The sequence below is a fragment of the Microbacterium sp. NPDC058389 genome (genome assembly GCF_042722305.1).
Taxonomy (GTDB): domain Bacteria; phylum Actinomycetota; class Actinomycetes; order Actinomycetales; family Microbacteriaceae; genus Microbacterium.
This window is the reverse complement of record NZ_JBHXJQ010000005.1, coordinates 245,867-272,057: the sequence shown is the minus strand read 5'-3', so window position 1 is coordinate 272,057 and position 26,191 is coordinate 245,867. Positions and strand designations below refer to the sequence as shown.

34 protein-coding genes are annotated in these 26,191 nt (G+C 68.6%); 23 read left to right on the top strand and 11 right to left on the bottom strand.

Going from position 1 to position 26,191, the window contains the following annotated elements; translation table 11 throughout:
- Positions 1-66: 66 nt before the first annotated feature.
- The 3 genes from ACFWJ8_RS09770 (at position 67) to ACFWJ8_RS09760 (ending at position 2,523) form a co-directional block, all read left to right on the top strand.
- The gene (locus ACFWJ8_RS09770; RefSeq protein WP_378810945.1) at positions 67-870 is read left to right on the top strand and encodes an HpcH/HpaI aldolase/citrate lyase family protein; all 804 of its coding nucleotides are present in this window, start codon (positions 67-69) and stop codon (positions 868-870) included.
- 85 nt (positions 871-955) lie between these two features.
- Positions 956-1,849 (top strand): siderophore-interacting protein, encoded by an 894-nt coding sequence (locus ACFWJ8_RS09765; RefSeq protein ID WP_378810944.1) that lies wholly within the window; start codon positions 956-958, stop codon positions 1,847-1,849.
- A gap of 140 nt (positions 1,850-1,989) precedes the next feature.
- Complete coding sequence (locus tag ACFWJ8_RS09760) at positions 1,990-2,523, top strand: DUF1269 domain-containing protein (protein WP_378810943.1); 534 nt, start codon at positions 1,990-1,992, stop codon at positions 2,521-2,523.
- A 31-nt stretch (positions 2,524-2,554) separates the two neighbouring features.
- Here ACFWJ8_RS09760 and ACFWJ8_RS09755 read toward each other — a convergent pair whose 3' ends face one another.
- Positions 2,555-2,722, bottom strand: coding sequence for a hypothetical protein (locus ACFWJ8_RS09755; protein ID WP_378810941.1), 168 nt, complete (start codon positions 2,720-2,722; stop codon positions 2,555-2,557).
- Between the two features lie 127 nt (positions 2,723-2,849).
- Between ACFWJ8_RS09755 and ACFWJ8_RS09750 the strand changes: the two genes are divergently transcribed.
- The 3 genes from ACFWJ8_RS09750 to ACFWJ8_RS09740 all read left to right on the top strand — a co-directional run bounded on the left by ACFWJ8_RS09750 (position 2,850) and on the right by ACFWJ8_RS09740 (position 5,809).
- On the top strand, positions 2,850-3,167 hold the full coding sequence (locus tag ACFWJ8_RS09750) for a hypothetical protein (protein ID WP_378810940.1): 318 nt from the start codon (positions 2,850-2,852) through the stop codon (positions 3,165-3,167).
- Between the two features lie 214 nt (positions 3,168-3,381).
- The gene (locus tag ACFWJ8_RS09745; protein WP_378810939.1) at positions 3,382-5,082 is read left to right on the top strand and encodes a VWA domain-containing protein; all 1,701 of its coding nucleotides are present in this window, start codon (positions 3,382-3,384) and stop codon (positions 5,080-5,082) included.
- 124 nt (positions 5,083-5,206) lie between these two features.
- Positions 5,207-5,809, top strand: a complete 603-nt coding sequence (locus ACFWJ8_RS09740; protein ID WP_378810938.1) for a GNAT family N-acetyltransferase — start codon at positions 5,207-5,209, stop codon at positions 5,807-5,809.
- 53 nt (positions 5,810-5,862) lie between these two features.
- Here ACFWJ8_RS09740 and ACFWJ8_RS09735 read toward each other — a convergent pair whose 3' ends face one another.
- A complete protein-coding gene (locus ACFWJ8_RS09735) occupies positions 5,863-6,354 on the bottom strand; it encodes a hypothetical protein (RefSeq protein ID WP_378810956.1) in 492 nt (163 codons plus the stop codon).
- 581 nt (positions 6,355-6,935) lie between these two features.
- Between ACFWJ8_RS09735 and ACFWJ8_RS09730 the strand changes: the two genes are divergently transcribed.
- Positions 6,936-7,322 carry a DUF1801 domain-containing protein gene (locus tag ACFWJ8_RS09730; RefSeq protein ID WP_378810937.1) on the top strand — a complete coding sequence of 129 codons (387 nt, stop codon included), beginning with the start codon at positions 6,936-6,938 and terminating at the stop codon, positions 7,320-7,322.
- A 41-nt stretch (positions 7,323-7,363) separates the two neighbouring features.
- On the opposite strand, the gene ACFWJ8_RS09725 is transcribed toward ACFWJ8_RS09730, so the two are convergent.
- Together ACFWJ8_RS09725 and ACFWJ8_RS09720 are read right to left on the bottom strand one after the other, a co-directional pair.
- Positions 7,364-7,966 carry a hypothetical protein gene (locus tag ACFWJ8_RS09725; RefSeq protein WP_378810936.1) on the bottom strand — a complete coding sequence of 201 codons (603 nt, stop codon included), beginning with the start codon at positions 7,964-7,966 and terminating at the stop codon, positions 7,364-7,366.
- Between the two features lie 75 nt (positions 7,967-8,041).
- The gene (locus ACFWJ8_RS09720) at positions 8,042-8,977 is read right to left on the bottom strand and encodes an aldo/keto reductase family oxidoreductase (protein WP_378810935.1); all 936 of its coding nucleotides are present in this window, start codon (positions 8,975-8,977) and stop codon (positions 8,042-8,044) included.
- A gap of 162 nt (positions 8,978-9,139) precedes the next feature.
- Here ACFWJ8_RS09720 and ACFWJ8_RS09715 point away from each other — a divergent pair, with 162 nt between their 5' ends.
- On the top strand, positions 9,140-10,027 hold the full coding sequence (locus ACFWJ8_RS09715; RefSeq protein WP_378810934.1) for a LysR family transcriptional regulator: 888 nt from the start codon (positions 9,140-9,142) through the stop codon (positions 10,025-10,027).
- Here ACFWJ8_RS09715 and ACFWJ8_RS09710 read toward each other — a convergent pair whose 3' ends face one another.
- Complete coding sequence (locus tag ACFWJ8_RS09710; RefSeq protein ID WP_378810932.1) at positions 10,028-10,276, bottom strand: YkvA family protein; 249 nt, start codon at positions 10,274-10,276, stop codon at positions 10,028-10,030. It lies immediately after the preceding gene.
- 74 nt (positions 10,277-10,350) lie between these two features.
- Entirely contained in the window at positions 10,351-11,265 is a 915-nt protein-coding gene (locus ACFWJ8_RS09705) for an alpha/beta hydrolase (RefSeq protein ID WP_378810930.1), read from the bottom strand.
- Between the two features lie 290 nt (positions 11,266-11,555).
- Between ACFWJ8_RS09705 and ACFWJ8_RS09700 the strand changes: the two genes are divergently transcribed.
- The 8 genes from ACFWJ8_RS09700 (at position 11,556) to ACFWJ8_RS09665 (ending at position 18,526) form a co-directional block, all read left to right on the top strand.
- The gene (locus ACFWJ8_RS09700) at positions 11,556-12,473 is read left to right on the top strand and encodes an ABC transporter ATP-binding protein (protein WP_378810928.1); all 918 of its coding nucleotides are present in this window, start codon (positions 11,556-11,558) and stop codon (positions 12,471-12,473) included.
- A 37-nt stretch (positions 12,474-12,510) separates the two neighbouring features.
- Complete coding sequence (locus ACFWJ8_RS09695) at positions 12,511-13,215, top strand: ABC transporter permease (RefSeq protein WP_378810926.1); 705 nt, start codon at positions 12,511-12,513, stop codon at positions 13,213-13,215.
- A gap of 8 nt (positions 13,216-13,223) precedes the next feature.
- Positions 13,224-14,486: a sensor histidine kinase gene (locus tag ACFWJ8_RS09690; RefSeq protein ID WP_378810925.1), complete on the top strand. Its 1,263-nt coding sequence runs from the start codon at positions 13,224-13,226 to the stop codon at positions 14,484-14,486.
- Complete coding sequence (locus tag ACFWJ8_RS09685; protein ID WP_378810924.1) at positions 14,483-15,112, top strand: response regulator; 630 nt, start codon at positions 14,483-14,485, stop codon at positions 15,110-15,112. Before ACFWJ8_RS09690 ends, ACFWJ8_RS09685 begins: the two co-directional genes overlap by 4 nt.
- A 222-nt stretch (positions 15,113-15,334) precedes the next feature.
- The gene (locus ACFWJ8_RS09680; protein ID WP_378810922.1) at positions 15,335-16,318 is read left to right on the top strand and encodes a hypothetical protein; all 984 of its coding nucleotides are present in this window, start codon (positions 15,335-15,337) and stop codon (positions 16,316-16,318) included.
- A complete protein-coding gene (locus tag ACFWJ8_RS09675; RefSeq protein ID WP_378810921.1) occupies positions 16,315-16,749 on the top strand; it encodes a hypothetical protein in 435 nt (144 codons plus the stop codon). The genes ACFWJ8_RS09680 and ACFWJ8_RS09675 overlap by 4 nt, the downstream gene beginning before the upstream one ends.
- An 801-nt stretch (positions 16,750-17,550) precedes the next feature.
- Positions 17,551-17,967 (top strand): hypothetical protein, encoded by a 417-nt coding sequence (locus ACFWJ8_RS09670; RefSeq protein ID WP_378810919.1) that lies wholly within the window; start codon positions 17,551-17,553, stop codon positions 17,965-17,967.
- Between the two features lie 154 nt (positions 17,968-18,121).
- Positions 18,122-18,526, top strand: a complete 405-nt coding sequence (locus ACFWJ8_RS09665) for a hypothetical protein (protein ID WP_378810918.1) — start codon at positions 18,122-18,124, stop codon at positions 18,524-18,526.
- A gap of 96 nt (positions 18,527-18,622) precedes the next feature.
- Here ACFWJ8_RS09665 and ACFWJ8_RS09660 read toward each other — a convergent pair whose 3' ends face one another.
- Positions 18,623-18,970, bottom strand: a complete 348-nt coding sequence (locus ACFWJ8_RS09660) for a hypothetical protein (protein WP_378810917.1) — start codon at positions 18,968-18,970, stop codon at positions 18,623-18,625.
- 176 nt (positions 18,971-19,146) lie between these two features.
- On the opposite strand from ACFWJ8_RS09660, the gene ACFWJ8_RS09655 reads away from it, so the two are divergent.
- The 3 genes from ACFWJ8_RS09655 (at position 19,147) to ACFWJ8_RS09645 (ending at position 20,682) form a co-directional block, all read left to right on the top strand.
- Positions 19,147-19,743, top strand: a complete 597-nt coding sequence (locus ACFWJ8_RS09655) for a class I SAM-dependent methyltransferase (protein WP_378810916.1) — start codon at positions 19,147-19,149, stop codon at positions 19,741-19,743.
- Between the two features lie 55 nt (positions 19,744-19,798).
- A complete protein-coding gene (locus ACFWJ8_RS09650) occupies positions 19,799-20,254 on the top strand; it encodes an AAA family ATPase (protein ID WP_378810914.1) in 456 nt (151 codons plus the stop codon).
- Between the two features lie 152 nt (positions 20,255-20,406).
- Complete coding sequence (locus tag ACFWJ8_RS09645) at positions 20,407-20,682, top strand: DUF2750 domain-containing protein (protein WP_378810954.1); 276 nt, start codon at positions 20,407-20,409, stop codon at positions 20,680-20,682.
- 219 nt (positions 20,683-20,901) lie between these two features.
- Here ACFWJ8_RS09645 and ACFWJ8_RS09640 read toward each other — a convergent pair whose 3' ends face one another.
- Positions 20,902-21,279 carry a hypothetical protein gene (locus ACFWJ8_RS09640; protein ID WP_378810913.1) on the bottom strand — a complete coding sequence of 126 codons (378 nt, stop codon included), beginning with the start codon at positions 21,277-21,279 and terminating at the stop codon, positions 20,902-20,904.
- 118 nt (positions 21,280-21,397) lie between these two features.
- Between ACFWJ8_RS09640 and ACFWJ8_RS09635 the strand changes: the two genes are divergently transcribed.
- Both ACFWJ8_RS09635 and ACFWJ8_RS09630 read left to right on the top strand, forming a co-directional pair.
- Positions 21,398-22,066: a hypothetical protein gene (locus tag ACFWJ8_RS09635; RefSeq protein WP_378810911.1), complete on the top strand. Its 669-nt coding sequence runs from the start codon at positions 21,398-21,400 to the stop codon at positions 22,064-22,066.
- Between the two features lie 111 nt (positions 22,067-22,177).
- Complete coding sequence (locus ACFWJ8_RS09630) at positions 22,178-22,546, top strand: hypothetical protein (protein ID WP_378810910.1); 369 nt, start codon at positions 22,178-22,180, stop codon at positions 22,544-22,546.
- A gap of 110 nt (positions 22,547-22,656) precedes the next feature.
- Here the strand turns inward: ACFWJ8_RS09630 and ACFWJ8_RS09625 are convergent, their stop codons facing one another.
- Together ACFWJ8_RS09625 and ACFWJ8_RS09620 are read right to left on the bottom strand one after the other, a co-directional pair.
- Complete coding sequence (locus ACFWJ8_RS09625; RefSeq protein WP_378810908.1) at positions 22,657-22,995, bottom strand: TfoX/Sxy family protein; 339 nt, start codon at positions 22,993-22,995, stop codon at positions 22,657-22,659.
- Positions 22,996-23,004: 9 nt separating this feature from the next.
- Complete coding sequence (locus ACFWJ8_RS09620) at positions 23,005-23,475, bottom strand: DUF1294 domain-containing protein (RefSeq protein ID WP_378810907.1); 471 nt, start codon at positions 23,473-23,475, stop codon at positions 23,005-23,007.
- 127 nt (positions 23,476-23,602) lie between these two features.
- Between ACFWJ8_RS09620 and ACFWJ8_RS09615 the strand changes: the two genes are divergently transcribed.
- Positions 23,603-24,211, top strand: a complete 609-nt coding sequence (locus ACFWJ8_RS09615) for a recombinase family protein (protein WP_378810906.1) — start codon at positions 23,603-23,605, stop codon at positions 24,209-24,211.
- Positions 24,212-24,338: 127 nt separating this feature from the next.
- Positions 24,339-24,878, top strand: coding sequence for a putative immunity protein (locus tag ACFWJ8_RS09610; protein ID WP_378810905.1), 540 nt, complete (start codon positions 24,339-24,341; stop codon positions 24,876-24,878).
- 121 nt (positions 24,879-24,999) lie between these two features.
- Here the strand turns inward: ACFWJ8_RS09610 and ACFWJ8_RS09605 are convergent, their stop codons facing one another.
- On the bottom strand, positions 25,000-25,476 hold the full coding sequence (locus ACFWJ8_RS09605; protein ID WP_378810953.1) for an AAA family ATPase: 477 nt from the start codon (positions 25,474-25,476) through the stop codon (positions 25,000-25,002).
- Positions 25,477-26,191 lie beyond the last annotated feature (715 nt).

The following is a 26,191-nucleotide window of genomic DNA, read 5'->3' as shown; positions in this document are numbered from 1 at the left end:
CCGCCCCATGTGGGTGCAGCAAGGCGATACCGTGCACTGCGACTACGGACCCATGGGAGTGATCGAATGCCGCTTCGTCTGAACCAGACCTTCCGGGACCACCTGGACGCGTCAGACCGCACGCTGATCGGGCTGTGGGCCTGCTCCGGGTCGCCGCTGGTCGCCGAGATCCTCGCCGGATCGGGCGTGGACTGGGTGCTCATCGACATGGAGCACTCCGCCAACACGCTGGAGTCCGTGCTCCAACAGCTGCAGGCCGTCGCCGGCTACCCGGTCACGCCGGTCGTGCGGGTGCCGTACGGCGACGACGTGATCCTCAAACAAGTGCTCGACCTCGGCGCGCAGAACGTGCTCGTCCCCATGGTGGCCACCGCCGAGCAGGCCCGCGAGCTCGTCGCCGGCGTCCGGTACCCACCGCACGGACGGCGCGGCGTCGGCTCCGCACTGTCCCGCTCGGCCCGCTGGAACCGCGTCGACGACTACCTCGCCCACGCCGACCAGCACGTGTCGCTGTTCGTGCAGATCGAGTCCGCCGAGGCGGTCGCCAACGCCGCGGAGATCGCCGCCGTGGACGGCGTCGACGGCATCTTCGTCGGCCCCGCCGACCTCGCCGCCTCCCTCGGCCTGCTCGGCCGGCAGACCCACCCCGACGTCATCGCCGCCGTGGAACGCACGTTCACCGCGGTGCGAGCCGCCGGCACCCCCGTCGGCGTCAACGCCTTCGACCCCGCCGCCGCGGACGCCTACATCACCGCGGGCGCAGCATTCGTCGCCGTCGCGGCCGACGTGTCGCTCCTCGCCCGCAGCACCGAAGCCCTCGCCGCCAGGTTCATCCCCACCCGCCCCGGCGCCGAACGCGCCTCATACTGACCCGCCGGCATCCACTCTGCGCCAGTGCATAGCCGGTGCTGGAATGCTGGACGACGCCGCCGCCGCGCGGCCGAAGGAGAATGACATGACGGACGCCTCGACCACTCCCGCCGCCGCCCCGCGCTCGCAGGGTCCCGATGCGGCGTCGCCGTTCTTCCGCGCCGGCGGCCGCAACCGCTTCACCGCGCGTCGAGGCCGCGTCATCGCGGTGGAGCAGGTCGCGCCGGTGCTGCTGCGGGTGCGGCTGACGGGGCCCGACTTCGCGGACTTCTCGAGCGGCGGTCCGGCAGACCACGTGAAGGTGTTCTTCCCCGACCCCGGCTCCGGCGAACTCGTGGCACCCACCGCGGCCGGCCCCGGCGAGGACGGCATCGTGCGTCCCGACGGCCCGACGCTCGCCCGCGACTTCACGCCGCTGCGCGTGACCCGCACGACGGACGGCGTCGCGCTCGACATCGACTTCTATCTGCACCCCTCACCCGGACCCGCGTCGGGCTGGGCGAGCCGCGCGCAGGCGGGCGACGAGCTCGTGGTCGTCGGACCGCGCGGTTCGCGCGGCGCGCCGCAGGGTGCGGCACGCCTCGTGCTGGTGTGCGACGAGACCGCGCTGCCGTCCGCGACCCGCTGGGCCGCCGAGGTCCCCGCGACGACCACGGTCGACCTGATCGCCGTCACCGCCGGTGACGGCTCGTGGGTCGCCGAGTACGTCTCCTCGACCTCCGGCCGCGACGACGTGCGCATGCACCTGCTGCCACCCGATGATCCCGATGCCCTCGTGCCGGCGGTCGATGCCGTGGGTGTGGATCCCGCGACCTTCCTGTTCGCCGCAGGCGAGGCATCCACCCTCATCCCCCTGCGCCGCCACCTCAAGCGCACGCTCGCCCTCCCGGCCGAGCAGGTGTCGGTGAACGGGTACTGGAAGCGCGGCACCGCCGCGTTCGACCACCACGCCCCGATCGACCCGTCCGACCCGGACTGAGCGCCCTCAGAATACTTCACGAACGGCAGTTGAAAACTCCCGCGGAAACGCTTCCGGCGCTACGATCGCAGCACCGTCCTGAAGCGGAGCAGTGGGGGCGTTTGGGCCGGCGCTTCGGGCATGAACCGAAGGAGCTATCGATGGGCACGAAGAACCTCGCGCTGGTGGTCGGATCGTACGACGACACCTCCGCAGCATCCGACGACTACCAGGCGCTGCGCGGCGGTCAGGACGCCGGAGGCTACGAAGTGATCGGCGCCGTGGTGCTCGTCCGCGGCACGGACGGCAAGGTGCAGGTGCACGAGCACGGCGACAAGACGGTCGGCCACGGTGCCGCGTGGGGTGCCGGAGCGGGCGTGGTGGTCGGGCTGTTCGCCCCGCCGCTGCTCGCTGCGACGGCGGTCGGCGCCGGCATCGGCGCCATCCTCGGCAAGATCAAGAAGAACCGCGACGAGAAGAAGTTCGGCGTCGACGTCGACGAGTACCTCGCCCCCGGAACCTCCGCCGTCGTCGCGGTCGTCGACGACAAGTGGGCCGACAAGGTCGAGAACGCGCTCGCGCGCGCCGACAAGCGCATCAGCAAGGCCATCGACTCCGACGACTACGAGAAGCTCCGCGAGGCCATCGAGAAGTCGGCCGACGACGTCGTGGACCAGATCAACTCAGAGGCCTGACCCGCGGGTATCCCTGACGGGCCGGTGCTCGTCAGGGATGCCGGCGGTGATCCTCGACATCGGGCTCCGCCCGCAGCAGGTCGGCGATCTCCTCCTCCGGGCGCGGAGCGACGTTCTCGTCCTCCTCCAGTTCCGGGATGCTCGGCTCGTCAGCATCCGGAACATGGTCCGGGACGTGGTGCGCGTCGTGAAGAGACACCTCGACTCCTTCGTTCCGTCGTGCTCACAGCGTAGGCGAGGCGTGCGAGGGTGACGAGGGATGCCGGGACCCTCGCGAGTCCGTCGGGCTCTGGTCGCCGGCATCCCGGGCGTGCAGGATGGTCCGCATGAGCGAGGAGTACGCGGTCGTCCGCATGTGGCGCGGAGTCATCCGCACGGCCGACCGGGACGAGTACGTCGACTACGTCGAGCGCACCGGCGTCGAGGAGTACCGGGCCACTCCCGGCAACCGCGACGCGTGGACCCTGACCCGTGAGCTGCCCGACGGCCTGACCGAGATCCTGACCGTCTCGCGGTGGGACGGCTTCGACAGCATCCGGGCCTTCGCGGGCGACGACATCGACCGGGCCGTCTACTATCCCGAGGACGATCGGTTCCTCGTCGAGCGCGACCTCACCGTGCGCCACTACGTGCAGCGCAGCTGACCCGCCGTCAGCAGCGACATCGGAGAAGGGGATGCCGGGGCCGCCGGCATCCCCTCTGCACAGGTCGAGCCGCGACGAGGTGGTCGTTTCGGGTCTGCGCAGACCTCGCCTATACTCCGTCGAAGTATCCCCCCAACATACGGTGCCGTATTCCCCCAGATACGACGACGTATCCCCGAAGCGGGCTCCCCACCCGCCGTCCATCGGAGTGCCAGTGGTTCGAGTGCAGCCGAACACGCCCGCCAACGACAACGCCCCCACCCGTGCCGAGGCGCGCGCCGCGAAGCAGCGAAGGCGTTCGCTGCTTCTGCTGGGCGCCATCGGCGTCCTCGTCGTCGCACTGGTGGTCGTGATCGGCGTCGTGTTCGTGCGCGGCGCATCCGAGGACCCCGAACAGGCTCACCCGCCCGCAGCGGCCGGCGCCTGCCTGCCCGCCGATCTGCGCATCACCGCGGACCCGGGGGTCGCCGACGCCGTCGCGGCCGTCGCGGCCGGCATGGGCGCGGACTGCCCCGACGCGGCCATCACAGCAGAGGACAGCGCGGTGACGGCGACGGCGCTCGCGACCGGGGCCGAGCCGGACTTCGACATCTGGGTGCCCGACTCCGCGATGTGGCCGGCCCGCGCGACCGGCCAGGCCGAGCGCGCCGGGGTGGACGCGGCCGAACTGGTGGTCAGCGACCCCGTCGCCAGCACGCCGGTCGTCTTCGCGGCGACGGAGCCCACGGCCGCCGCGCTCGGCGACGCGGGTGCCGGGTTCGCGAGCCTGGCGCAGCGGGCGGTCGCGGTCGTGCTGCCCGACCCGACGACGGTCGCCGCGAGCTCGGCCGCCCTGCTGGCCCTGCAGACGGCGCTCAACGGCGACGCGCGCACGTTCACGGCGCTCGCACTCGGCCTCGACCCCGGTGTCGTCCCCACCGCGACCGCCGCGCTCGACGCGGTGTCGGCCGCGACGGCGCCGACGATCGCCGTCACCACGGAGCAGGCGGTCCAGGCGTACGACGAGTCCGCGGACGCTCCGCTCGTGCCGATCTTCCCCGCCGATGTGAAGCCGGCGGTGAGCGTGCCGCTCGTGACCGCCGCGGACGCGTCCGATGCCACCGCCGCCGCCGTCACGGCGCTCACCGACGCGATGGCCGACGCGGGCGACGTGCTCGCGGGGTACGGCCTGCGCAACGCCGCCGGCAGCCCGCCGGCCACGGCCTCCGGCGACGCCGAGACCACGATCGCTGCACCCGAGGCCGCAGACAGCGCCAATCAGGCCGAGGCGCTGCGCACGTGGCAGGTGCTCACGGCGCCCTCTCGCATGCTGTCGCTCAACGACGTCTCGGGCTCGATGCTGCAGCCGGTGACGGCCGACATGCGCCGCATCGACCTGTTCGAGCAGGCCGCCGTCCGCGCCGTCAACTCGCTCTCGGCGGATTCGTCGCTGGCGACCTGGGTGTTCTCCAGCCGGCGCATCGGCGGGCAGGACTGGCAGGAGATCGTCCCCTTCGGCTCGCTGGGCGATCCGGCGCACAAGCAGCTGACGATCGACACCGCCAACAACCTCGACAGCCTCGTCGGCGGCGGCACCGGCCTGTACGACAGCGTGCTCGCGGCCGTCACCTACATGCGCCAGACGTACGAGCCCGGCAAGATCAACCTGGTCCTCCTCAACACCGACGGTGTCAACGAGGACGACGACGGGCTCGACTTGCCCGGTCTGCTCGCCGAGCTCGAGAAGCTCCGCGACCCCGCGAAGCCCGTCGCCGTCATCGCGATCGGCTACGGCCCCGACACCGACCAGGCAGCCCTGGAGCAGATCGCCGCCGCCACCGACGGCGCCGCCTACCAGGCGCTGCAGCCGACCGACATCGGCACGGTGCTGATCGACGCCGTCACGCAGCGCGGCTGCCGCCCCAGCTGCGGCTGAACCTCGGGAGAGGTGGATGCCGGGGCCGCCGGCATCCACCCGTCCAGCCTCGGCGAGGCGACGCAGGCCTCGCGGACCGGCCGTGCGCACAGCACAATGGCAGGACCGACACGAGGAGCGTGCCATGACCGGTGACGCGGGGACGACGACGCACGTGATCAAGCCGCTGACGCCCGAGACGTTCCCGGCGTGGCTGGCGCTCGCGCAGAAGCACAACGGCGTGTGGGGCGGATGCTACTGCTCGTACTTCCACGGCGACACGGACGCGACCGTCAAGGACGAGTACGACCGGGCGACCTTCAAGCAGCGGCTGGTGGAGGAAGGCGTCGCACACGCCGCGCTGGTGTTCGAGGGCGACGACGCGATCGCGTGGTGCGAGTACGGCAGCCCCGACGAGCTGCCGGGCATCTATCACCGCAAGGAGTACGACGCGGGTGAGCAGAACCCGGCGCCGTGGCGGATCACGTGCTTCTTCGTCGACCGCGACCACCGGCGTTCCGGTGTCGCGCGCGAGGCCCTCGACGGCGCGCTGGAGCTGATCGCCCAGGCCGGCGGGGGCGAGGTGGTGTCGTTCCCGAACGTGGTCGAGCCCGGCAAGAGGACGTCGTCGTCGTTCCTCCATAACGGCACCCGCGCAATGTTCGAGAAGGCCGGGTTCACGTTCGAGCGGCGCCTCGGCAAGAACAAGACGGTGGTGCGCAGGACGGTGGCGCCCGCCGTTTCGTGATGCGGTCTCGCCGCGCCGGTGTCAGAGACGGTCGACGTCAAGCCTCGGAGTGGTCAGTCGCCGAGCCCGAGGAAGGCCAGTTCGGTGACCCACAGGGTCTTCCGGGGCTCCGTCCGAGGATCGGTGAGATAGATCTCGAAGCGACCGGCCCACGCGTCCCCCGCGTCGGTGGTCACGACGTCGAACGGGAATTCCTGCTCGGCCGCCCACGACTGCAGCAGTCGGTTCGCCTGCAGCGAGTGCCGCTGGTATGCGAGCACGGCGTAGCGCCCCGCAGGCATCGTCCCGGCCGTGACCGGCCCGTCCGGCCGGGCCGACGACACCGCTCCCACCTCGATGTCCATCTCGGCGGCCATGTCGACCGTATGCAGACGCAAGAAGAACGGTCCCTCTGCGTCGGTCCGGTGCGCGTCCAGCCAGCCGATCAGTTCGCGCAGCATGCGGTCCCGCTCGGCGAGCATCCCGCGGAACGGAACGCGCCGACGGATCCCGACGGTGGCACGCTCGGCCCTCGCGGCGATCCGGGGACCGTCGATGATCTCCATGCGTCCATCCCCTCCGAATCTGCCGGCCCCGTCCCGGATCAGCCGAGGCGCTCGAACACCATGGTCGCCTGGATGCGGTCGCCGCCGCCGAAGCCGCCACTGCCGGATGAGGCCGTGCTGATCGTGTGCAGACGGTACCCCAGCGCCGCCTGCGCGTTGATGACCTTCTCGAGCTCGGTGAGGTGCCCGACCCCGAGCCGAAGAGCTTCTCCTTCAGCACGACCTGCAGGACGACGTAGCTCATGCCCGCGGGCGCTGGTCGCGGCTGGGCGCCCGCGACGGCGTCCGCCTGCGCGCGGCTGATCATGCCGTCCAGCCCCGGCTGCGGGGGTGCCGGAGGCTGGACCGACTCCGTCCAGTTCTGGCCGTCCCACCACCTCATCGTCCCGGTGCCGTCGTCGTACCAGCCCGCCTGCGTGTCAGCCATCAGTCCTCGTCTCCGGTCCGCGCGACCTCGATCATCGCACGACCCGTGTGAGGGAGTGGATGCCGGCGGCACCGGCCGCCGGCATCCCTCGTCGTTGCTCGCCCACGCCGATACGACCGTTGATTTCGGCGACGGTCTTCGCGAGGATTCGCCCATGAGCGACAAGACCGATTCCGAGCAGATCGACGACATCATCGCGCAGCTGCCGGGCTGGAAGCACGACACGGTCGTCGCGCTGCGGGCGGCGATCCGGGCCGCCGACCCGGATGCCGTCGAGGCGGTCAAGTACAAGAAGCCGTCCAAGCCGGAAGGAGTCCCGTTCTGGACCCACGACGGAGACGTGTGCTTCATCGACGTGCTCAAGAACGCGGTGAGGCTCACGTTCTCGAAGGGGGCCAGCATGGGCGGCAGCGAACTGTTCAACACTCGGCTCGACAGCAAGGTCGTCCGCGCGATCGACTTCTCCGCAGAGAGCCGCGTCGACGCGCCGGCGATCGAGGCTCTCGTGAAGGAGGCCGCGGAGCTCAACACGGCGCGGTAGGACCGCGTCCGACGACCACGGCGCCCGGACCGCCGGAAGCCTCAGCCCTGGCCAGGCGCTCCGTACTGTCCGCCATCGGGGAGCGGCGGGCAGACGGCCGACGCCGTGAGCGCCGCGACCTCGGCCCGCACGGCGACGTCGTTGCCCGACTTCGCAAGCGTGTAGACGATCCCCTCCTGCGCGCCGGGTGCCGGGATGTAGCCGACGATCGTCGACTCGATGACCATGTCGTCGGACGGCGGTCCGAGGGAGGTGGTGATGAGGTCGGCGGTCGGATGCTCCCTGATCCAGTTGGTCGCGTCGACGACGGTCATATCGGGAATCGTCCAGTACCCCGAGAGCTCCTCCACCGGGCCGCACGGCCAACCGGTGTACGACATGAACCCGAACCTGAGATCGGTGGGGGCTGTGCCCGGAGGGAGGTTCGCCGCATCGAGCCACGCCTGGGCCTTCGCGCGCGCGGCGGCGGCCTCGGCATCGAGGGTCTCGGTGAGCTCGGGCGTCGGCGTGGGAGCCGCGGCATCCGTTGGCGCGCCGGCATCCGTGGGCGCACCGGCAGCCGCGCCCGCCCGGGGAGTCGCACAGCCGGCCAGCGAGACGGCGAGGAGCAGCGAACCGACGATCAGGACTGAGCGACACCGCATGTCCTCACCGTAGTGGTCCGCCCGCGCGGCGCCGTCACTCGGCGGCTACCGCGGGGGCGGACCATCGTGCACAGCTCAGGGCACGCGGTAGCCCGCAGCGCGGAACAGCTCGTACCATTCCGCGCGCGTGAGCGGGATGTCGGAGCCCAGAGCGGCATGGGCCACCCGCTCGGGCGTCGTCGTGCCGAGCACGACCTGCATGTGCGCGGGGTGCCGGGTGATCCACGCGACGGCGATCGCGATCGGAGGCACGTCGTACACGGCGGCCAGTCTGTCGATCACGGCGTTGAGCTCGGGGTAGTCCGGCGAGCCGAGGAAGACGCCGTTGAAGAAGCCGGCCTGGAAGGGCGACCACGCCTGCACGGTGATGTCGTGCAGGCGGCAATAGTCGATGATCCCGCCGCCGTCGAGCGTGACGGACTGCTCCTCACCCTGCATGTTCGCCGCCACGCCCTGGGCGATCGTCGGCGAGTGGGTGATGGACAACTGGAGCTGGTTGGCCACGAGCGGCTGGCGCACGGACTTCTTCAGCAGGTCGATCTGGCGCGGGGTGTGGTTCGAGACGCCGAACGCCCGCACCTTGCCCGCGGCCTCGAGGTCGTCGAACGCGCGGGCGACCTCGTCGGGCTCGACGAGCGCGTCGGGCCGGTGCAGCAGCAGGATGTCGATGTAGTCGGTGTCGAGCGCGCGCAGCGAGCCCTCCACGGACTCGGTGATGTGCTCGTACGAGAAGTCGAAATGCGGCCCCTCACGCACGATGCCGGCCTTGGTCTGGATCGTGACCTGCGCACGCTCCGCCGGCGTGAGCTGCAGAGCTTCGGCGAAGCGCTGCTCGCAGCCGTGGAGGTCGCGGCCGTAGATGTCGGCGTGGTCGAAGAAGTCGATGCCGGCGTCGCGGGCGGTGCGGACGAGCGTGCGCACGGCGTCGTCGTCGAAGTCCTGGATGCGCATCAGGCCGAGCACCACGTTGGGTGCCGGCCGGTCGATGCCGGTCAGTTCGATGGTCTTCATGGGTCCGCTCCCGGGTCGAGCTTGGGAGTCCGCCGGACGCGGCCGACTCCATCAACGCGGTCCACGTTAGGCACTGCAGACAAAGAAGTCCAACAACTGTATATTCTGCGATTGAGAATGATGACGAATGGATGCCGGTCCCGCATCCGCATCGGAGGCACCGTGGAGCAGCGTCAGCTCGAATACCTGGTCACCCTCGCCGAGGAGCGACACTTCACGCGCGCCGCCGAGCGGTGCCGCGTCTCGCAGTCCGGACTCTCGGCGGGGATCCGCCGTCTTGAGCAGGAGCTCGACGCGAAGCTCTTCGAGCGCACGACGCGCTCCGTCGAGCCGACGGCCGCCGCCCTCGCGCTCCTGCCGCACGCGCGCGAGATCCTCGCGCAGACGACCGCCGCGCGGGACGCCGTCGTCCGTGCGTCCCACCAGCTCGCCGGCTCGCTCCGGGTCGGCGCCGAACAGTGCCTGGGGGCGGTGGACGTGAATCTGCTCCTCGAGCGCTTCCACCGCCGCTACCCCGCCGTCGACATCCAGTTCGTCCAGGCGGGGTCGAACCAGCTCGTCGACCAGGTCGCGGTCAGCGAACTCGACGTGGCGTTCGTCGCGAGCGCCGACGCTCATCCGGCGATGGCCGTGGACGAGCTGGCCCGGCTCCCGCTCGTGCTGCTGGTCCCGCCCGGTCACCCCCTCGCCGAGCAGCCGCCCGCACGTTGGAAGGACCTGCAAGGGGCCGACTTCGTGGACTTCCGGCCGGCATGGGCGCTGCGCACGATCAACGACGGCGCCTTCGAGCGGCATGGCGTCGAGCGCCAGGTGCGCTGCAGCGTCGACGACGTGCACACGCTGCTCGACCTCGTGCTGCGCGGCCTGGGCGTGGCGATCGTGCCGCAGCATGTCGCGAGCAAGCCGCAGGCGAGGGGCCTGGTCACACTGCCTGTCCCCGCGGGTGCGCCGGAGTGGATCGTCTCGACCCTCGTGGCGCGCACCGCTCCCCTGGCGCCGCGCCTCCTCGAGATCCTCGACGAGGAGCGCGCCGAGACCGAGGCCGCGTAGTCAGGCCGCCGTGGCCGGGGCCGGCGCCTGGAGCCGGCTGTGCCACCGGTGGTGCTCACGCAGCAGGAGCACCCCGAGGATGCTCCAGACTCCGAGGTCGTCCGCGAAGCCCAGGGGCCCGAGGACGAGCTCGGGGATCAGGTCGATCGGCGACACCGCGTAGACGACGGCGGCGGTCGCGGCGACCCACGTCGACGGCGCGACGCGGTGCTCACCGCGCTTGAGCGCCTTGAGGAAGCTCCACCACATGTGTTCCAGTGTGCGCCGAGACGCCGGTGATGGGGCCGGGCGGTATCAACTCGTGACGTTGGGGCCCCGAAGGCTCAGGGCTCGAGGTGGTCCCCGAGCCAGCTGCGTGCGGTGGCGAAGAGCCGTTGCGCCAACGGGTTGTCAGGCGCCCACGCCTCGAATCCGTGCGGCGCGCCGTCGACCACCTCGAGGGTGACGTCCGTGCCCGCCGCACGGAGCCGATCCGCGTACGCGACGTCCTCGTCGTGGAACAGCTCGATGTCGGAGGTGTAGATCCAGGTCGGCGGCATCCCGGCGAGCTCGTCACGTCGTGCCGGCGCCGCGTACGGCGGGAGCGACTCCGCCCCGACGGCCGCACCCAGGTACGACGACCACCCGACGCGGTTCGACCGGTTGCTCCAGATGAAGTGGTCGGCGGCATCCCGGCTTCGATCCGCAGCCGTGCGGTCGTCGAGCATCGGGCAGAACAGCCATTGCGCGACGACCGGGTCGCCCGCGTCGATCGCGCGCTGGACGAGGCTGGCGGCGAGCCCGCCGCCCGCGCTCTGCCCGCCGATCGCGAGGCGTGCGGTGTCGAGGCCGAGCGCCGAGGCGTTGTCTCGCAACCACTGCCAGCCCGTGTAGCAGTCGTCGATCGCTGCGGGGAAGGGATGCCGCGGCGCAAGGCGGTAGTCGACCGAGACGATCGTCACGCCGGTGTCGCGCGCCGTCTCGCCGCAGTGGACGTCGTCCATCGCGGCGGCACCCAGCACGAGCCCGCCGCCGTGGATCCACAGCAGGCCCGCTCCGGAGGGCCGGGCGGGAATGTACACCCGCAGCTTCACACCGTCTCGCCGCAGCGTGCGGCGCTCGACCCCGTCCACGCGCTTGCCGGGGATGAGCGACGATGCCGTCGCCGCGAACCAGCGCATCGCGCCGTTCTCGACATTGACGGTCGGCGCCTTCTCGGTCGCGCTGCGCAGTGCCGGGTTCACTGCCGAGATGTCCATCGATGCTCCGTTCTCGCGGTCTCCGTCGACCCGCGCTACATCGTAAGTCCTATCCGGACAGGTTTGTCCTGTTCAACGCCCGCGCCTCTCGCGCAGACGACCACGACCAGCACGACCAGCACGACCAGGCTCAGCGAGATCACGCCAGGCATCACGCCGAGCCGGTGACAGAGTCCACCGGACCCGCCATCCGCATCGACCGATCGGTGGATTCCCGGATCATCCCGGGCGGCGCGAACGGCGTCCTGCTGGTCGATGGGCGTGCGGCGGCAGCTCGCGATGCTTGAGCCATGCCAGTCATCGACGTCATCGAACTCACCAAGAGCTACGCCGGCCGCACCGTTCTCGACGGAGTCACCTTCTCGGTCGAGGAGGGGGAGATCTTCGGCATCCTCGGACCGAACGGCACCGGGAAGACGACCACCATCGAGATCGTCGAGGGACTGCGCCGTGCCGACTCGGGCTCGGTGCGGGTGCTGGGCCTCGACCCCATCGCGGAAGGCGCACGCCTCCGTGAGCTCATCGGCGTGCAGTTGCAGCACACGGACCTGCCCGACAACCTCAAGGTGTGGGAGGCTCTGGACCTCTACGCCTCGTTCTATGAGAACCCGCGTGACTGGCGCGAACTGCTCGTCGAATGGGGACTCGCCGAGCAGCGCGACGTGCGCTTCGCGAAGCTCTCGGGTGGGCAGAAGCAGCGTCTCATCATCGCCCTCGCCCTGGTCGGCAACCCTCGCGTCGCCTTCCTCGACGAGCTGACCACGGGCCTCGACCCGCAGGCGCGACGCGCGACCTGGGAGCTCGTCAAGCAGATCCGCGACTCCGGCGTGACCGTCGTGCTGATCAGCCACTTCATGGACGAGATCGAGGAACTGTGCGACCGGGTCGCCGTCTTCAGCCACGGACGCATCGTCGCGATCGCCGCACCGGAAGAGCTGATCGACGGCGTCGACGCCGAGCACGCGATGCGCTTCCGGCTTCCGTCGGATGCCGCGGACGGCATCCTCGACGTCATCCGGGGCCTCCCGGGCGTCGCGTCCGTCGAGCGCAGCAGCACCGTGGTCACCGTGTCCGGCCGCGACGACTTCGCGACGGCCGTGACCGCGGCGCTGGCTCGGGAGCACGTGCTCGTCACCGACCTCCGCATCGACAAGCGCACCCTCGACGACGCCTTCGTCGCCCTCACGGGGCGCGAGCTCGACGTCTGACCCGAAGCATCCGCCGACCGCATCCGAGGAGACCGTCATGTCTGCAACCGCCAAGCTCACCGTCGTCGAGACCAAGCTGCTCCTTCGCGAGCCAGGATCACTGTTCACGGTCGTGATCCCCCTGTTCATCCTTGTCGTGTTCGGCAGCTCGCTGGGCCCGGGCGACACGACGCTTCTGCCGATGGCGATCGCGATCGCCATCGGCCTCGTCGGGCTCTACCTGATGCCGACCGCCCTCGCGACGTACCGGGAGAAGGGCATCCTCCGTCGCCTCTCCACGACGCCGGTGCGTCCGGCGAGCCTCCTGGTGGTGCAGCTGACCCTGCAGTTCGTGCTCGCAATCGTGAGTTGCGGGGCGCTGCTCGCCGTCGCCGCCGCGGTGCTGGGCGCGAGCCTTCCCTCGAGCGCACTGAGCTTGATCGCGGTCTTCGTGCTCGGCACGGCGTCGATGTTCGCCGTCGGGCTGCTGATCGCCGCACTCGCGCCCAGCGGTCGTGCCGCGAACGGCATCGGGGTGCTCCTGTACTTCCCGATGGCCTACCTCGCCGGACTCATGCAGCCGGCCTCGCAGATGCCCGCTATCTTGGTCAGGATCGGGGAGTTCACCCCGCTGGGCGCCTTCCGTCAGAGCCTCCAGGATGTCTGGGCCGGAACCGCGCTCGACCCCGTGCTGCTGGTGGTCATGGCGGTCTACGCGGTGGTCTTCGGCCTCGCGGCGGCCAAGTTCTTCCGTTGGGAGTGAGCATCATCGTGACGACGACGGCGAGGCAGCTCGAACTACGCGAACAGCGCCTTCTGAGAGTGATGGCCATCGCGCCATATCTGCTCCTCGCCACGTCGACCGCCCTGGCGATGCTCACCGGCGTGCACGTCGGGATCGATCGGCTCATCACCCTGTCGCTCGTGGTGCTGGCGGCGGCGTGGATGTGGCTCATGAGCCGGCGCCGCACCCCTGGCGCGGTGTACGTCGCCGGACTCATCCTTCTCATCGCCGCTCTCTGCATGAGAGACGTGTGGTTCGCGGGCTTCTTCGGCTTCGTCGGGTACCTGCACTCATGGCAGTACCTGCGAGGTGCGTGGCGGTTCGTCGGGCTGACCGCCACGGCCGCGATCAGCATCACGGCTTTCACGGGTGGACTGCCTGACCCCACGCCCGTGGCGGTACTGACCTACCTCTTCTTCATCGGCGCCATCGTGGCGGTGGTCGGCCTGTTCAGCAGCATCGGCGATGCCACGAGCGCGCACAGCGCGGAGCGCAAGCGCATGGTCGCGCAGCTGGAGGACACGATCCGCGAGAACGAGGGCCTGCACGCACAGCTCCTCATCCAGGCGCGCGAGGCTGGGGTGCTCGACGAACGGCAGCGAATCGCCCGCGAGATCCACGACACGATCGCGCAAGGCCTTGCCGGAATCGTCACCCAGCTGCAGGCCGCCGAACGGGCCGGTGACGTCGGCAGCGAGCAGGTCCGGCGTCGCCATCTCGACAATGCCGCGAAGCTCGCCCGGGAGAGCCTCGCCGAGGCGCGGCGTTCCGTGCACGCGATCGGCCCTTCCGAGCTCGACGCCGCACGGTTGCCCGAGGCGATCGCGGCCGTCGCGGCCCAGTGGGGGCGACTCCATGAGGTCGCCGCGGAGTTCAGCACGACCGGAGACCCCCGGCCGCTGCATCCGGAGATCGAAGTGACGCTGTTGCGCGTCGCTCAGGAGGCGCTCGCGAATGCCGGCAAGCATGCCGCACCGAGCCGGGTGGTTCTCACGCTCTCGTACATGGACGACCTGGTCTCACTCGACGTGCGCGACGACGGTGTCGGCTTCGAGCTGGACCGGGCGAGGGACGGCGGGGGGTTCGGTCTGACGTCGATGCGTCAACGGGTCGAACGCGTCGCGGGCGTGTTCCAGGTCGAGTCCGAGCCGGGTGCGGGCACCGCCATCGCGGCAAGCGTCCCGATCATCGCGTTCGAGCCGATCCAGGACCACAGCAAGAGCCCCACCGGACCCGAGGAGCACGAATGACTGAGCCGGCAATCCGGGTGCTGATCGCCGACGACCATCCCATCGTCAGGGACGGGCTTCGAGGCATGTTCGCCGGCGAGGCCCGGTTCGAGGTGATCGGCGAAGCCGCCGACGGCGAGCAGGCCGTCGCCCTCGCCCGCATTCTCGAGCCCGCGGTCGTCCTCATGGATCTGCGGATGCCGCGCATGGACGGGGTCACAGCGATCAGGCGGATGGCCGAGCTCGGGCTCGCCACCCGGGTGCTCGTGCTCACCACGTACGACACCGAGAGCGAGGTGCTGCCCGCGATCGAGGCGGGTGCCACCGGCTACCTTCTGAAGGACGCGCCCAGCGGAGATCTCATGCGCGCCGTCGAAGCGGCCGCCCGTGGCGACGCGGTGCTGTCGCCGACCGTCGCAATGCGCTTGATGGGTCGTCTGCGGGAGACCGAGTCGCCGCTCAGCGCACGCGAACTCGAAGTCCTGCGACTGATCGCGTCAGGCGCCACGAATCGAGACGCCGCCGTCCGGCTGTTCATCAGTGAGGCGACGGTCAAGACCCATGTGCTCCACATCTACTCCAAGCTCGACGTCAACGACCGCGCGGCCGCCGTGGCAGTCGGATTCCAGCGAGGACTGCTCGAATGACGCTGCGGCGCGGATCTTCCCCCAGTCCGCGTCGTCAGTCTGGATGCGGCAGCCGGTAGGCCCCCGCACGCGATGCAGGTTGTCGCACGCGCGGCCGAAGCAGGCGACCGCGTAGGATTGCGTCGCCGACGCCCGCGTCCCACATGCGTGCCCAGCCGCCGCCTGCATCGCCGCCTTCTCGGCCGACGACTGGTTCGGCGGGGCGCACCGCAGGTTGTTAGGGTGACGATGCCCACCCTGAACCTCGGAAGGACCGACGTGCCGTCGACACCAGAATCATCGCCGGTCGAAGGCCCCGCCGCCCGATTCGTGCGCACCGCTGAGTACCGACAGGTGACAGGGGTGGAAGGCCTCGCGCGCATCGAGTCCGAAGCGCTGTCGACTGTTCCCGAGCTCGCGCCGCTCATCGACGACGTCTCGCGGGGACTCGACCGATCACTCGCCGAGGTCGATGCGCGACTCAGGGTTCCGGGCACACGCGACGAACTTGCCGATGTGGTGGGGCCGCGTCCTCCTCGCGGTGCGCGGATGCTCAGCGGCACCCTCGGCTTCGTCATGCTGATCACGGCGATCTTCGGCGGAACGATCTACTTGGCACGGCGCCCCTTCGATCTCGATGTCATGCTGCACCTCAGCGGAGTGCTCCTGACCGTCTCTGCGGTGTGCGCCCTGCTGCTGGTGCTCCTGTCTCTCATCTCGGTGCGCCGGGCCTGGATCCTCACACCTTTCCTCGTCGTCACGGCGATCACGGCGATCGTCGGCGGCGGGCTCGCAACCGCGCTCTCGACGACCGATCAGGTCGCATACGACCCCGAAGCCCAGTTCGACGCCAGAGTCATCGGCATCGCTGCCCTGGTGATCGTGGTGGCGTGCAGCATCCTGTTCGTGCGTATTCGTGCGGAGCGCAAGGCCGTCGCGGAACGCGCGTCGCACCTCCAGCCGCGCCTGCGCGAAATCGAGACCGCCCTGCTCGAACTGAGGACGCGCGTGCTCGCCGAGCTGACCGCACTGCCGTCGGACGAGCGCTCGCAGGCGGCCCAGGCCGATCGCAACGCCGCCCTCGAGCTGCTGGAGAAGAAGCGCCACATGATCAAACCCGCGCGCAGGGTGGCATTGCAACAGCTTCCGCTCGGAGCGCTCCACCTGCTTCCCGCTCATGACGACCTCATCGGTGCGAACGTGGCGATGACCCCGCAGTACTCGTGAATCGTCTGGCGCAGGTCGCGTTCGGCGTCGTCGCCGTGATCACCCTGGCGACCCTCAGCGCGTGCGCGCCGTCCGCCTCGGTGACCGTGGACCACGAAGAGTTGGCGACCGCCGTGCAGGACTCCTCGCCCGACATCGCGGACGCGATCGTGCAGGACGGCACCGACGGAACCGCGAGGTACCTTTTCGTCGAGATCGACCTCGTGGGCGAGGAGCTCGACTCAGCGACGGTCGCGGCGACGATGGCGGTCGTCGCCGAGGAGATTCCGGACGAGTACACCTCGGTCGAGTTCGTCGCGCGCACCGCCGACGGTGAGCGCATCGCGGTCGAGGAGCCCCTGCGCGCGGCCGGGCTCGACCCGCTCATGATGGGTCGGCTGCGGGCGAGCATCCTCACCGATGCTCTACGCGGCTACACCGCGCCCGCGTGAGCGCACCGTTCGGCGTCGCTTCGCGCGTCATCGGATCGGGAGCGAACCCGGATCGATGGACGCGCCTTCAAGACCAGCGTCCGGACCGGTCGGCACGCAGCGGCAAGACCAAGAGGTAGGGGCCTGATCGAACTCGCCTGAAAAGGAAGTCGATCCGGCCCAGAACTGGCGGTGACGGTGGGATTTGAACCCGGAGAGGATCGATCCCTCTCCAACCGTCTGGATCGTTGTGCCGCGGATTCTCGCGAATCAACGCCTTCTGAGACCCGCTCTCGATCCGTCTGAATCGGGCGGGCACCTGTTAGTTGTGGGCACCGCGTGGGCACGGATTCCGACTGTGCCACTGCCCTAGACGAGGACGACCCGCCGGGCCAGTGTAGAGATCTCGCGGAGAGAGCTGCCTCTGCTTTCGGAACGAGCTAAGACGAGAAGTCTGACAACGCCCAGAGCTCGGAACACTCGCTCTTCCGCACGCTCGAGCCGTTGCTCACGGAGCAGCGTCTAGCGCCACATGTCGCGACGGCCGATGGCAAGAAGCTCGCCGTGCGGCTGTACCCGTGGAACACCGAACTGTCCTGTGTCCGCAAGGACGAGACGCCTACACCGTTGCTCGGATGACGCCCGGCCATCGGACAATCACCAGGGCGGTCTATGCGTGCGACGAGCATCAGCGAACGACACCTCCAGCCCATTGAGCAACGCCAGATCACTAGCCGACCCTCAACCGACACCAACGACCGGATGAGAGCGGCCAAAGAACTCGGCCGCCTCACTGTCGGGAGTTGGCGCTAGCGTCGATTCGTGATCGAGATCGCCCGAACCCGCCGCACGTCTAGTGCCTCGGCCGCGCTGTTTTTCGAGCGCTGGTGCGCTATCGAATCACACCCCGAGTGGGCGCCGAGCATGGAGTACTTCAAGCTGTCAGAGCCCTTCGGCGTGGGTGCCCGCGGAGTCCTGAAAGCGGTCGGCGGTCAAGAGTCGCCGTTTCGCATCACGACGGTGGGGCCGGGCTTTGTCTATGCCGACACCACCGAACTCGATGGGGCGGAGTTGACCGTGCACCACGAGGCCGTCGAAGGGCTCGACGGTACCGAGGTCACACTGTCTGCATGGCTTGACGGGCCAGGCGAAGCGCAGCTGGCAAGGGGAATGTCTGACGAGGTTCAGCACAGCCTGGAGCGCGACCTGGCCGCACTCGCAGCGCAGCTCGAGGGCTAGCCTCAGTCGGCGAGCCACGCGATGGTGCCCGCTGACCGGAGACCCGTCAAACAAGCGCAGCTGGCTTCCTGAGCGCTCAGCAGACCGTCTCCGGTTGCCCGTTCGCGGACCCTCGCGCGGGCGTGTGGAGAGGTGCGAAGCTATGAGAGTGAACGTGGGCGCAGCGATGGAGACTCTTGGGTCGTTGCGGCCCGAAGCTAGCGACCTGTCCTCGGAGATCGGTGATCGCCGTGGAGCTGCCTTCTTGAGAATCTGGCAGACCGACCGGCCAGGTCGTTGGGCGGTGATCTTCTCACCGGGGGATCGTTGGTTCTCCCTCGAAGTCGATGGCGGGTACTCCTTGGACCTCTTCGAGGAAGACACTCCCGAGGAAGAGGCTCGGCAGCTGCTCACGAAGTATGTCGACGTTGCGCTCGCCTACGTTCGTGGCTCCATGGTCGCCGAACGGACGGGGCGGTTCCGCGCCCCACTTGTGACCGTGCCGACTGACGCGGGCTCCACCACGCTCAGGTTGTCGCTGTTTGCCGGGTTCAAAGCAGCGCTGACACCGTTTCGCTAACACCTCGTAACGCGCAGCGCGACGGCGCGCAGGACGACCGGCATCCGCGCCAGCTGACTCCGGGGCGGCCGCGGGTGGCGCGAACCTGGCGTCGATTCAGGGAAGGACGACAACGAGGACGGCGGACGTCGTCGCGAGAATTGACAAGACGAGTGCGACCCAGCTGGCGGTGAAAGCCGCGGCTCGCGCTCGGGCCGAGTCGTAGACCCTGCCTGACCAGCCGAGGCAGACCGCGCCACCGATCACGCCGGGGATCGCGAACCACAAGCTCACGAACGAGGTCATCACTGCGGGCATACCCTCGATCGTCGGTCCAGCACGGAACAGGGCCGCCAACATGACGAGCGATCCAGCGCAGAGCGCCGCGACGATCGAGACGATCGCGCAACCCACGACGCGCGCAGTTCGCACTGGGCGCTGCAGCAACCCATCTGGGGTCGTCATGCGATGAGCCTAGGGACCCGAGTCGACCAGCAGGGTCACGGTTCCGCATCAGGTCGCCCGGTAGTGGACCGGTGGCGGGCGAAGGCAGGTGGCAATCGTGGGCGCGCTCGCGCGTCGACTCGGGTGGCACAGGCGAGCGGGTAGCCGGGTCGATGCCCGGTGAGAGCATGGACCCCATGACCGAGGACGCGAGATCACTCTGGGATGCCGAAGCGAGCACCTTCGATGATGCCGCCGACCATGGCCTTCGCGATCCAGGCGTCCGTCGGGCTTGGGTGGACCTCCTTCTTCCCCTGATCGATGACCCGGGGGTTCGGGTGGCCGATCTGGGGTGCGGAACCGGCACCCTCTCGCTGCTGCTCGCCGAGGAGGGCGGACACTTCGTCTGCGGTGTGGACTTCTCGCCCGAGATGATTCGCCGAGCACGCGAGAAGTGTGACCACACCATCCCGAAGCCCGGGTTCATCGTGGCCGACGCCGCCCACCCTCCACTGCCCGCGGCGTCCTTCGACGTCGTGCTGGCCCGCCACGTGCTGTGGGCGATGCCCGACCCGACAGAGGTTCTGCGGAACTGGATCACGCTGCTCACGCCGATGGGCACACTGATCCTCATCGAGGGGCGCTGGCACACAGGAGTCGGACTGACCGCAGACGAATGCGTCCGCCTCGTCAGCGAACTCCGCGACGACGTAGAGCTCCGCATGCTGGATGACGCGTCCTACTGGGGCGAACCCATCACCGACGAGCGTTACCTCATCGTCAGCCGCGGCTGAAGCAGTGAAGGACGGGGCTGCGCACGATTGCACCAGGTCGGTTAGCGTCGTGAGCGTGAGCCACATTCTTCTCACCGGTATGTCTGGGGTGGGCAAGACCACGCTTCTCGATGAACTGCGACGACGCGGCCACGAAACGCTCGACACTGACTACGACGGTTGGACGCTGCGTGACGGCACGTGGGACGAGCCGCGCATGGCCGCACTGCTGGCGAACGGGAACCCGATCATCGTTTCTGGGACGGTCGAGAACCAGGTGAGGTTCTACGACAACTTCGACGCGATCATCCTGCTGAGCGCACCACTCAGCGTGCTCGTGGAACGCGTCTCGGCACGCGTCAACAACCCTTACGGCACGACGAGCGAAGAGCGCGAAGAGATCTCACGCAACCTGCGTGACGTCGAACCGCTCCTCCGAGCGGGAGCAACGCTCGAACTAGACGGCCGCGAGACCGTCTCGGCACTCGCCGACCGCGTCGAAGCGGTCATCCACGACACGAGGTTGCGCTAGCGACCGATCAGGGACCGGCCAGCGAACGCCTGCCACGGATGACGCCAGCTTCGAGGCTCGCGAGTCGACGCTAGGGTTGGGCCATGAGCACGAGTGCGGCGCAGGCCGCCGCCTTCTTCACGGGACTCGGTGCCGACGGCTAGGTCTGGACAATCGAGGATGACGCCGGCATTCCTGCCCCAGTTGGAGCGACTGGCGACCGCGCCATGCCGTTCTGGTCTCGGGAGAGCCGAGCCCTTGGAGTCATCGCGACTGCTCCGGCGTATGCAGGTTTTCGCCCCCGACAGATCTCACGCGCTGATTTCGAATCCAGATGGTTGCCAGGTCTCGCCAAAGACGGACTGCTGATCGGGGTCAACTGGGCCGGAGAGCGGGCCACCGGCTATGAGCTTTCCGTCGACGACTTCCTCGCACGGCTGCACGCCTGAGGGGGCGGTACCGGGCGCAGGTCGCCCAGCAGTTCCGTCCTAAGGGAACGCTCGACCACGGACCCACAACCGAACGCACTCCGGCTGACACGCCACACGCCCCAAGCGCGCATTGCCCTCGCGGCCACCGCTGGGGGCGGGCGGACAGTACGGCGATGTGCATAGGATCGCCCGGGTGGCGGCACTCGGCATCCTCGGAAGCAACTCTTCGACATCCACCTACTGGTTGAGCGCCATCTCGCAGTCGGTCGCGACACGCATCATGTCGTCTTGCGTGACGAACGACTGCCCTACGAGCAACTCGCATCGGATCGCTTCGTAGCCGCGCGTGCGCAACACGTCATCGTGCCAGTTCTCGTTCATGGTCGGATCCCAGAAACAAGACCACCCCTCCGCGACGGGTGCCGGCGCAGCAGGCTCCGGCTCGACGATCTCACGTTCGGGTCGGGTGTTGTCGTCGACAAGATGGGTCGGCCGCCACCGTGCCCGAACGGCGCCAGCCAGCCCATCAGATACAGCATCACGTAGACGTGCCACCGCCGAGAACCAGCGCGAACAGCAACGCGAGAAGTTGCCCGCCTTCTGTCCGAAGGTCATGGCGTCTCCCCAGTCACCGCGGACCCGGCACTCCATTGGCCAAGGCTCATTGGTCGACTATGCGGTCGTCAGGGAAACCGTGTGCCAGAGTAAGTCCCGCAGACACCCGGGGGCGGCTATGGACACGATCGAGACCCGCAGCGGGCAATTGCTTCCACGCGGAGTGGACCTCGACGCCTTCGCCGAACGCATCGTGACCCTTCTGGATGACGGTGCACGCGAGCGCGGGCGTCCTCGGCTTGGTACGTGCGCGGCTCACGGGACTGCTCCCGACCCCGCAACGCCCCACAGACGTCGTCCACGGTTCATCGAAGCGAGCACCCCGGAGGCCCTACGGCAGATCGTCACGGCGGAACAAATGAAGGTGGATGTCTACTCCGCCCAGCGAAGCTACGGCAACCCACGAGACGTCCGCGACGGAACCGCGTACCACGGCTACGTGGAGATTCGAATCCAAGCGCCGCGTAGCAGACTCCATCGGGCAGCGATCAGCGTCATGGTTCGCACCGAACATCCTGAGTTCATCGAGGAAATTGCTCAAGCCATCGGCGCCCGATCGTCCGTCACACGAACGTCCCCGTCGGCGGCCCGACCTCCTCTGCCCACTTCGTCACAGCGAACTACGCACGGACTGAGTCCCACGCCCACGGACGGAGTCAAAACCGCTCCGCCCGCTCGTCCGTCGGGTTCCCCGATCGACTGGAAGAACAAAGGTATCGACGGAGCAGTCAGCACGGCTGCGTCTCTGCTCGCGACGCTGATCGCCGCCGCGATCATCGGCGGCTAACACGTACCGGCGAGGCAGCACGACGCCGTCGCCATATGTTGAGCCATGCCTGCGCGCAGGGGGACCGGCTTGAGACTCGCGTCATGGCCCTCGGTGTGACACTCTCGACGCGTGTCGGAATCCGATGACGTAGTCGATGTTTCACTATCCGACGACGAGCGGTTCCTGCTCGATCGCGGCCTCGTCGAGTGGAGCGGGCCGGCGAGGAGCTCAGAAGCGATGGCCATCGCAATCGGGTTCAGCAGTGTCGAAGAACTCATAACCGAGGGCCATCGGATCGCCGACGCCCTCGCAAACAAGCGCCCGCTGACGCGCAACGATTGGACTCGGGCTCTGCTGGCGACAGAGGTCGTGTTTGCGAGCGACGTGCTCGGCTCAGGTCATGACTGGGCAACGACCACTGGCCTTGACGATGCCTCGACGCTCGCCCTGCTGCGCGCTGTTCAGTTGCGTCTAGCTGACATCATCGTCCGCCCATAACGTCACGCGTGAGCGTCCCCGCTCCGCCACCCGCCACTCACGGGCGCGGGTGACGTCGCGGCCGCTGGGTACACGACCCGTGGGCGTGCAGCGGGTAAGGGATCGGGCCGTCAGCGGTCGAGTCGGTTGAACTCTCTGGCCGCGTCGATCCAGAACAGGAGTCGCTCGTCGTCTGCGAGTGCGTCAGGCTCGACGAGCAGCCAGCCGGGTCCCATCTCGCGCCGATTCGGGCCCATGACCGCAGGAGCCGTACCCGCCTCAGTTGTCAGCGTCGCGGCATCGTCGACGCTGACTCTCACCAGCAGGTGTGCATCCCGCATCACTGCGACGACGATCCGGTCGTCGAGGAGAAACGCGTGACTGCCGAACATCGCCTTCTCGGTGACATCTGATTCGTCGGCCAGGAGCGCACGAGTACGATCGGTCAACTCCTGCTGCGATTGGCTCATCGGCATCGGTCAGACCACTCCGAGTGCTGTGAGGAACGGCAGGTCGAGCACCCCAGGCTGAGTTACCGCGACGTAGACGAGTCCGGCGAGCACCGCGACGTTGATGAGGACCGTGAACCAGAACATACGCCGGAAGGAGCGCTTGCGCGTCTTGTGCCGGAACACCTGCTGTGCAATCAGCGCTCCAGGCCAGCCGCCGAGGAGGCCGACGGTGAGAAGCGTCTGTTCCGAAACGCGCCCACGACCTGCCCTTGCCGCCGACTTATCGACACCGTAGGCGGCGAAGCCGCCAACGCTCATCACGAGGTAGAGCACAGGGATCCACAGCGGGAGGTCGGCCGCAAAATACGCAACCAGGAACGCTGCCGCGAAACCGACGAGAACCGTCCAGCTCAGCGCCGACGGGAGCGGCTTCGACATGTCGCGGGATCGATGATCGCCGGCGTTGAGACGTGTCGATCTGTTAGTGCCAGAGGTCACGTGCTCGATTCTAGGGAGACGGGTCACCTCACGACTCACCCACAGCCGCCCCGGTACGACGTCAGCGGCGATCGATGAGCGATCCAACTGCGATGCGCCGCGGTGCTGCCGTGGCACCCTCGGCGGCATGAACGGAATACAGATTGGCTATGCCCGAGTCTCCACCGCCGACCAGGACCTCACCTCGCAGCGCGATGCGCTGCTACGGATGGGAGTCCTCGATTCGAACATCTACGTCGATCACGGACTGACCGGCACCAACCGTGCCAGGCCCGGGCTCCGCGAAGCGCTCGCCGCAGTCCGGGCAGGTGACACGCTCGTCGTCACCAAACTCGACCGGCTCGCCCGGTCGGTGAAGGACGCACGCGACATCGCCGACGAGTTGACGACGAAAGGCGTCGCGCTCAGCCTCGGCGGCAGCAGGTACGACCCCACCGACCCCGTGGGTCGGCTGTTGTTCAACGTGCTCGCCATGGTCGCCGAGTTCGAACGCGACTTGATCAGCATGCGCACCAAGGAAGGGATGGCGGTCGCCCGAGCAAAAGGTCACCTCAAAGGCAAGCAGCCGAAGATGTCTGCCACGCAGCGCAAACTCATGTTCGACGTCCAAGACAGCGGTGAGTACACCCAAACCGAGATCGCCGAGCTGTTCAACGTCTCCCGCGCCACCGTCTACCGCGAACTGCAGCGCCTCCGCGTCGCCTTCCTCGCCACGTGCGAGGCGCACATCTTCTGAAACGCGCGTCGCCATGGTCTTTCGGGTTGCCGCTCGCGGCCTCGGCCCGACTCGACCCCGCATCACGCATCGCCCGCATGCGGATCCAGCGAGGACCCTGATCTGCAAATTGTGCAAGATTGCTGGCATGCTCTCACTCCAGTCGCTCAGCGAAGATGACCGGAGACGAGTCGCTGCGTGGGCGGCAGACTGCGCGGAGCGCGTCCTGCCGCTGTTCGAGTCCGAGGCGCCAGGCGACGATCGGCCGCGCGACGCGATCGCGCGCGCTCGAGGGTTCGCCGCAGGGCAACTGACGGCCGCCGACCAGATCCGTCAACGGTTCATCGCCGGACGCGCAGCCAAGTCCGCCTCTTCCCCGGCTGGCGCCGCCGCTGCTCGAGCCGCCGCGCAGGCCGCCGGTGTCGCGCACATGGGCGCGCACGCGCTTGGCGCGGCCGCATATGCCGCTCGTGCGGTCAGGCTCTCCGCAGTCGACCCGAACGCTGTCAACCAGGAACTCGAGTGGCAGATCGCCACCATGCCCTCCGATGTCGCGGCTGCACTCCGGTCGCTCCCGCCAATCGGCAGCGACTCCGCCGGCCCGCTCGGTCCGGGACTGCTGTCATCCGGTGAGCTCGGCGAACACATCCGGCTGCTCCAGGCGCGACTCCACGACACGACCGTCTGAGCGCTACTCGCCCTCTGGACACGGGATCCACACACTGCCCGCAAACGGATCCCGGCTTGCCGCGCCGCGATCACCCTCGCCGCCACGCTGATCGGCATCAAGACCGACTTGATTGCACGGCCTAGCGGACCACTTCGAGCGGCCGCTCCTCAGGCGTCGGAGGCTCGAACCGCTCGAAGTACGCCGTCGCTGTCTGCTCGGTGAGCGGCCAATCGTCAGCCCACCTACCGAGTCGGTCACCGATCCGGCTCAAGATGGTCTCAAGGCTCGTCGCGATGTAAACAGTCTCCGGCACGATGCCCTGCGGTGCGAGCAGTGCACGGAACTCATCGCGTTGTCGCCGGAACCAGAACCCGAAGTCGAGCACGACATCGTTCCCCGTCGCGACATGGCCCAGCAAGCGCGCCTTCAGGTCTGCTGCCACCTCGGCAACCACCTCAGCGGAGGGCACCGTCGTGATTCCGCGTTCCCAGAACTCCACCTCGAAAGACAATCGGGTCCAACCCTCGTGCTCAAGGCGCTTGGCGTAAGTGGTCTTCCCAGCGCCGCCTGGCCCGCACATCATCACGACTCGGGGTTGTCGCGTCGTGTTCCCCATCACCGCCCGAGGCTACGGTCCACCACTGACGTTGAGACCTGCAACGCGCAGCTCACCGCTGATCGGGTCGATTCGACATGTCCACACGCACCGCCACACGGCCCCGCGACCGTCGCGACTAGGGGTGGCAGGGTCTCCCAGATTCAACCGGCGTTGTGCGCACGCCACGCTCCACTTACGTGCACCGCCCGGATGCGGATCGCAAGCGAACGCGCCGACGGCCGCGCCGGGACCGCCCGCGTACGGGCAGCGTGCGGGTACGGGTCGTGAGCACTAGCTGGCCCCATCTGCTTGCGGGCAGTGCCGTCTACGGATCGGCTCAGTCCGGCCACGAGACCTTCCTCGACCGTGCGGTCGTGGGCGCGCCGACAACGGATGGGGTCGCGGTCCTCATTTCGTGCGGTATCAGAAGGTCCTCGATCCGCATCTTGATAAGCGTGGGTACGCGATTCCAACAGCGGCCCGTCGTCCAAAGGAGGCGACCGCGATGTCCTACCGAGAGCAGATCCGAACCTCATTCGACAATCGAATCCGAGCCGCTGTCGGTTTGGTCGCCATCGGGCTGCTTCTGGCCGGATGCACGAGTCCGATCCAGCTGCCCAGCGTCGGCGAGCCGGATCCCCGCACCTCGGATCCGGTGACTCCCTCACCCGCACCATCATCGACGGGCGTTCCTTCGGAGCCACCTCCAACGCCGGACCCGCCTCCACCCCCG

Coding starts and splice junctions, on each gene's coding strand:
- ACFWJ8_RS09735 (WP_378810956.1), bottom strand. CDS start 6,354: ATGGAGATCATCGACGGTCCCCGGATCGCCGCGAGGGCCGAGCGTGCC.
- ACFWJ8_RS09635 (WP_378810911.1), top strand. CDS start 21,398: ATGGACACGATCGAGACCCGCAGCGGGCAATTGCTTCCACGCGGAGTG.
- ACFWJ8_RS09750 (WP_378810940.1), top strand. CDS start 2,850: ATGAGCGAGGAGTACGCGGTCGTCCGCATGTGGCGCGGAGTCATCCGC.
- ACFWJ8_RS09640 (WP_378810913.1), bottom strand. CDS start 21,279: ATGACCTTCGGACAGAAGGCGGGCAACTTCTCGCGTTGCTGTTCGCGC.
- ACFWJ8_RS09710 (WP_378810932.1), bottom strand. CDS start 10,276: ATGTGGTGGAGCTTCCTCAAGGCGCTCAAGCGCGGTGAGCACCGCGTC.
- ACFWJ8_RS09660 (WP_378810917.1), bottom strand. CDS start 18,970: ATGACGACCCCAGATGGGTTGCTGCAGCGCCCAGTGCGAACTGCGCGC.
- ACFWJ8_RS09760 (WP_378810943.1), top strand. CDS start 1,990: ATGGGCACGAAGAACCTCGCGCTGGTGGTCGGATCGTACGACGACACC.
- ACFWJ8_RS09765 (WP_378810944.1), top strand. CDS start 956: ATGACGGACGCCTCGACCACTCCCGCCGCCGCCCCGCGCTCGCAGGGT.
- ACFWJ8_RS09695 (WP_378810926.1), top strand. CDS start 12,511: ATGTCTGCAACCGCCAAGCTCACCGTCGTCGAGACCAAGCTGCTCCTT.
- ACFWJ8_RS09605 (WP_378810953.1), bottom strand. CDS start 25,476: ATGGGGAACACGACGCGACAACCCCGAGTCGTGATGATGTGCGGGCCA.
- ACFWJ8_RS09655 (WP_378810916.1), top strand. CDS start 19,147: ATGACCGAGGACGCGAGATCACTCTGGGATGCCGAAGCGAGCACCTTC.
- ACFWJ8_RS09610 (WP_378810905.1), top strand. CDS start 24,339: ATGCTCTCACTCCAGTCGCTCAGCGAAGATGACCGGAGACGAGTCGCT.
- ACFWJ8_RS09725 (WP_378810936.1), bottom strand. CDS start 7,966: ATGCGGTGTCGCTCAGTCCTGATCGTCGGTTCGCTGCTCCTCGCCGTC.
- ACFWJ8_RS09770 (WP_378810945.1), top strand. CDS start 67: ATGCCGCTTCGTCTGAACCAGACCTTCCGGGACCACCTGGACGCGTCA.
- ACFWJ8_RS09740 (WP_378810938.1), top strand. CDS start 5,207: ATGACCGGTGACGCGGGGACGACGACGCACGTGATCAAGCCGCTGACG.
- ACFWJ8_RS09615 (WP_378810906.1), top strand. CDS start 23,603: ATGAACGGAATACAGATTGGCTATGCCCGAGTCTCCACCGCCGACCAG.
- ACFWJ8_RS09685 (WP_378810924.1), top strand. CDS start 14,483: ATGACTGAGCCGGCAATCCGGGTGCTGATCGCCGACGACCATCCCATC.
- ACFWJ8_RS09720 (WP_378810935.1), bottom strand. CDS start 8,977: ATGAAGACCATCGAACTGACCGGCATCGACCGGCCGGCACCCAACGTG.
- ACFWJ8_RS09625 (WP_378810908.1), bottom strand. CDS start 22,995: ATGAGCCAATCGCAGCAGGAGTTGACCGATCGTACTCGTGCGCTCCTG.
- ACFWJ8_RS09700 (WP_378810928.1), top strand. CDS start 11,556: ATGCCAGTCATCGACGTCATCGAACTCACCAAGAGCTACGCCGGCCGC.
- ACFWJ8_RS09705 (WP_378810930.1), bottom strand. CDS start 11,265: ATGGACATCTCGGCAGTGAACCCGGCACTGCGCAGCGCGACCGAGAAG.
- ACFWJ8_RS09730 (WP_378810937.1), top strand. CDS start 6,936: ATGAGCGACAAGACCGATTCCGAGCAGATCGACGACATCATCGCGCAG.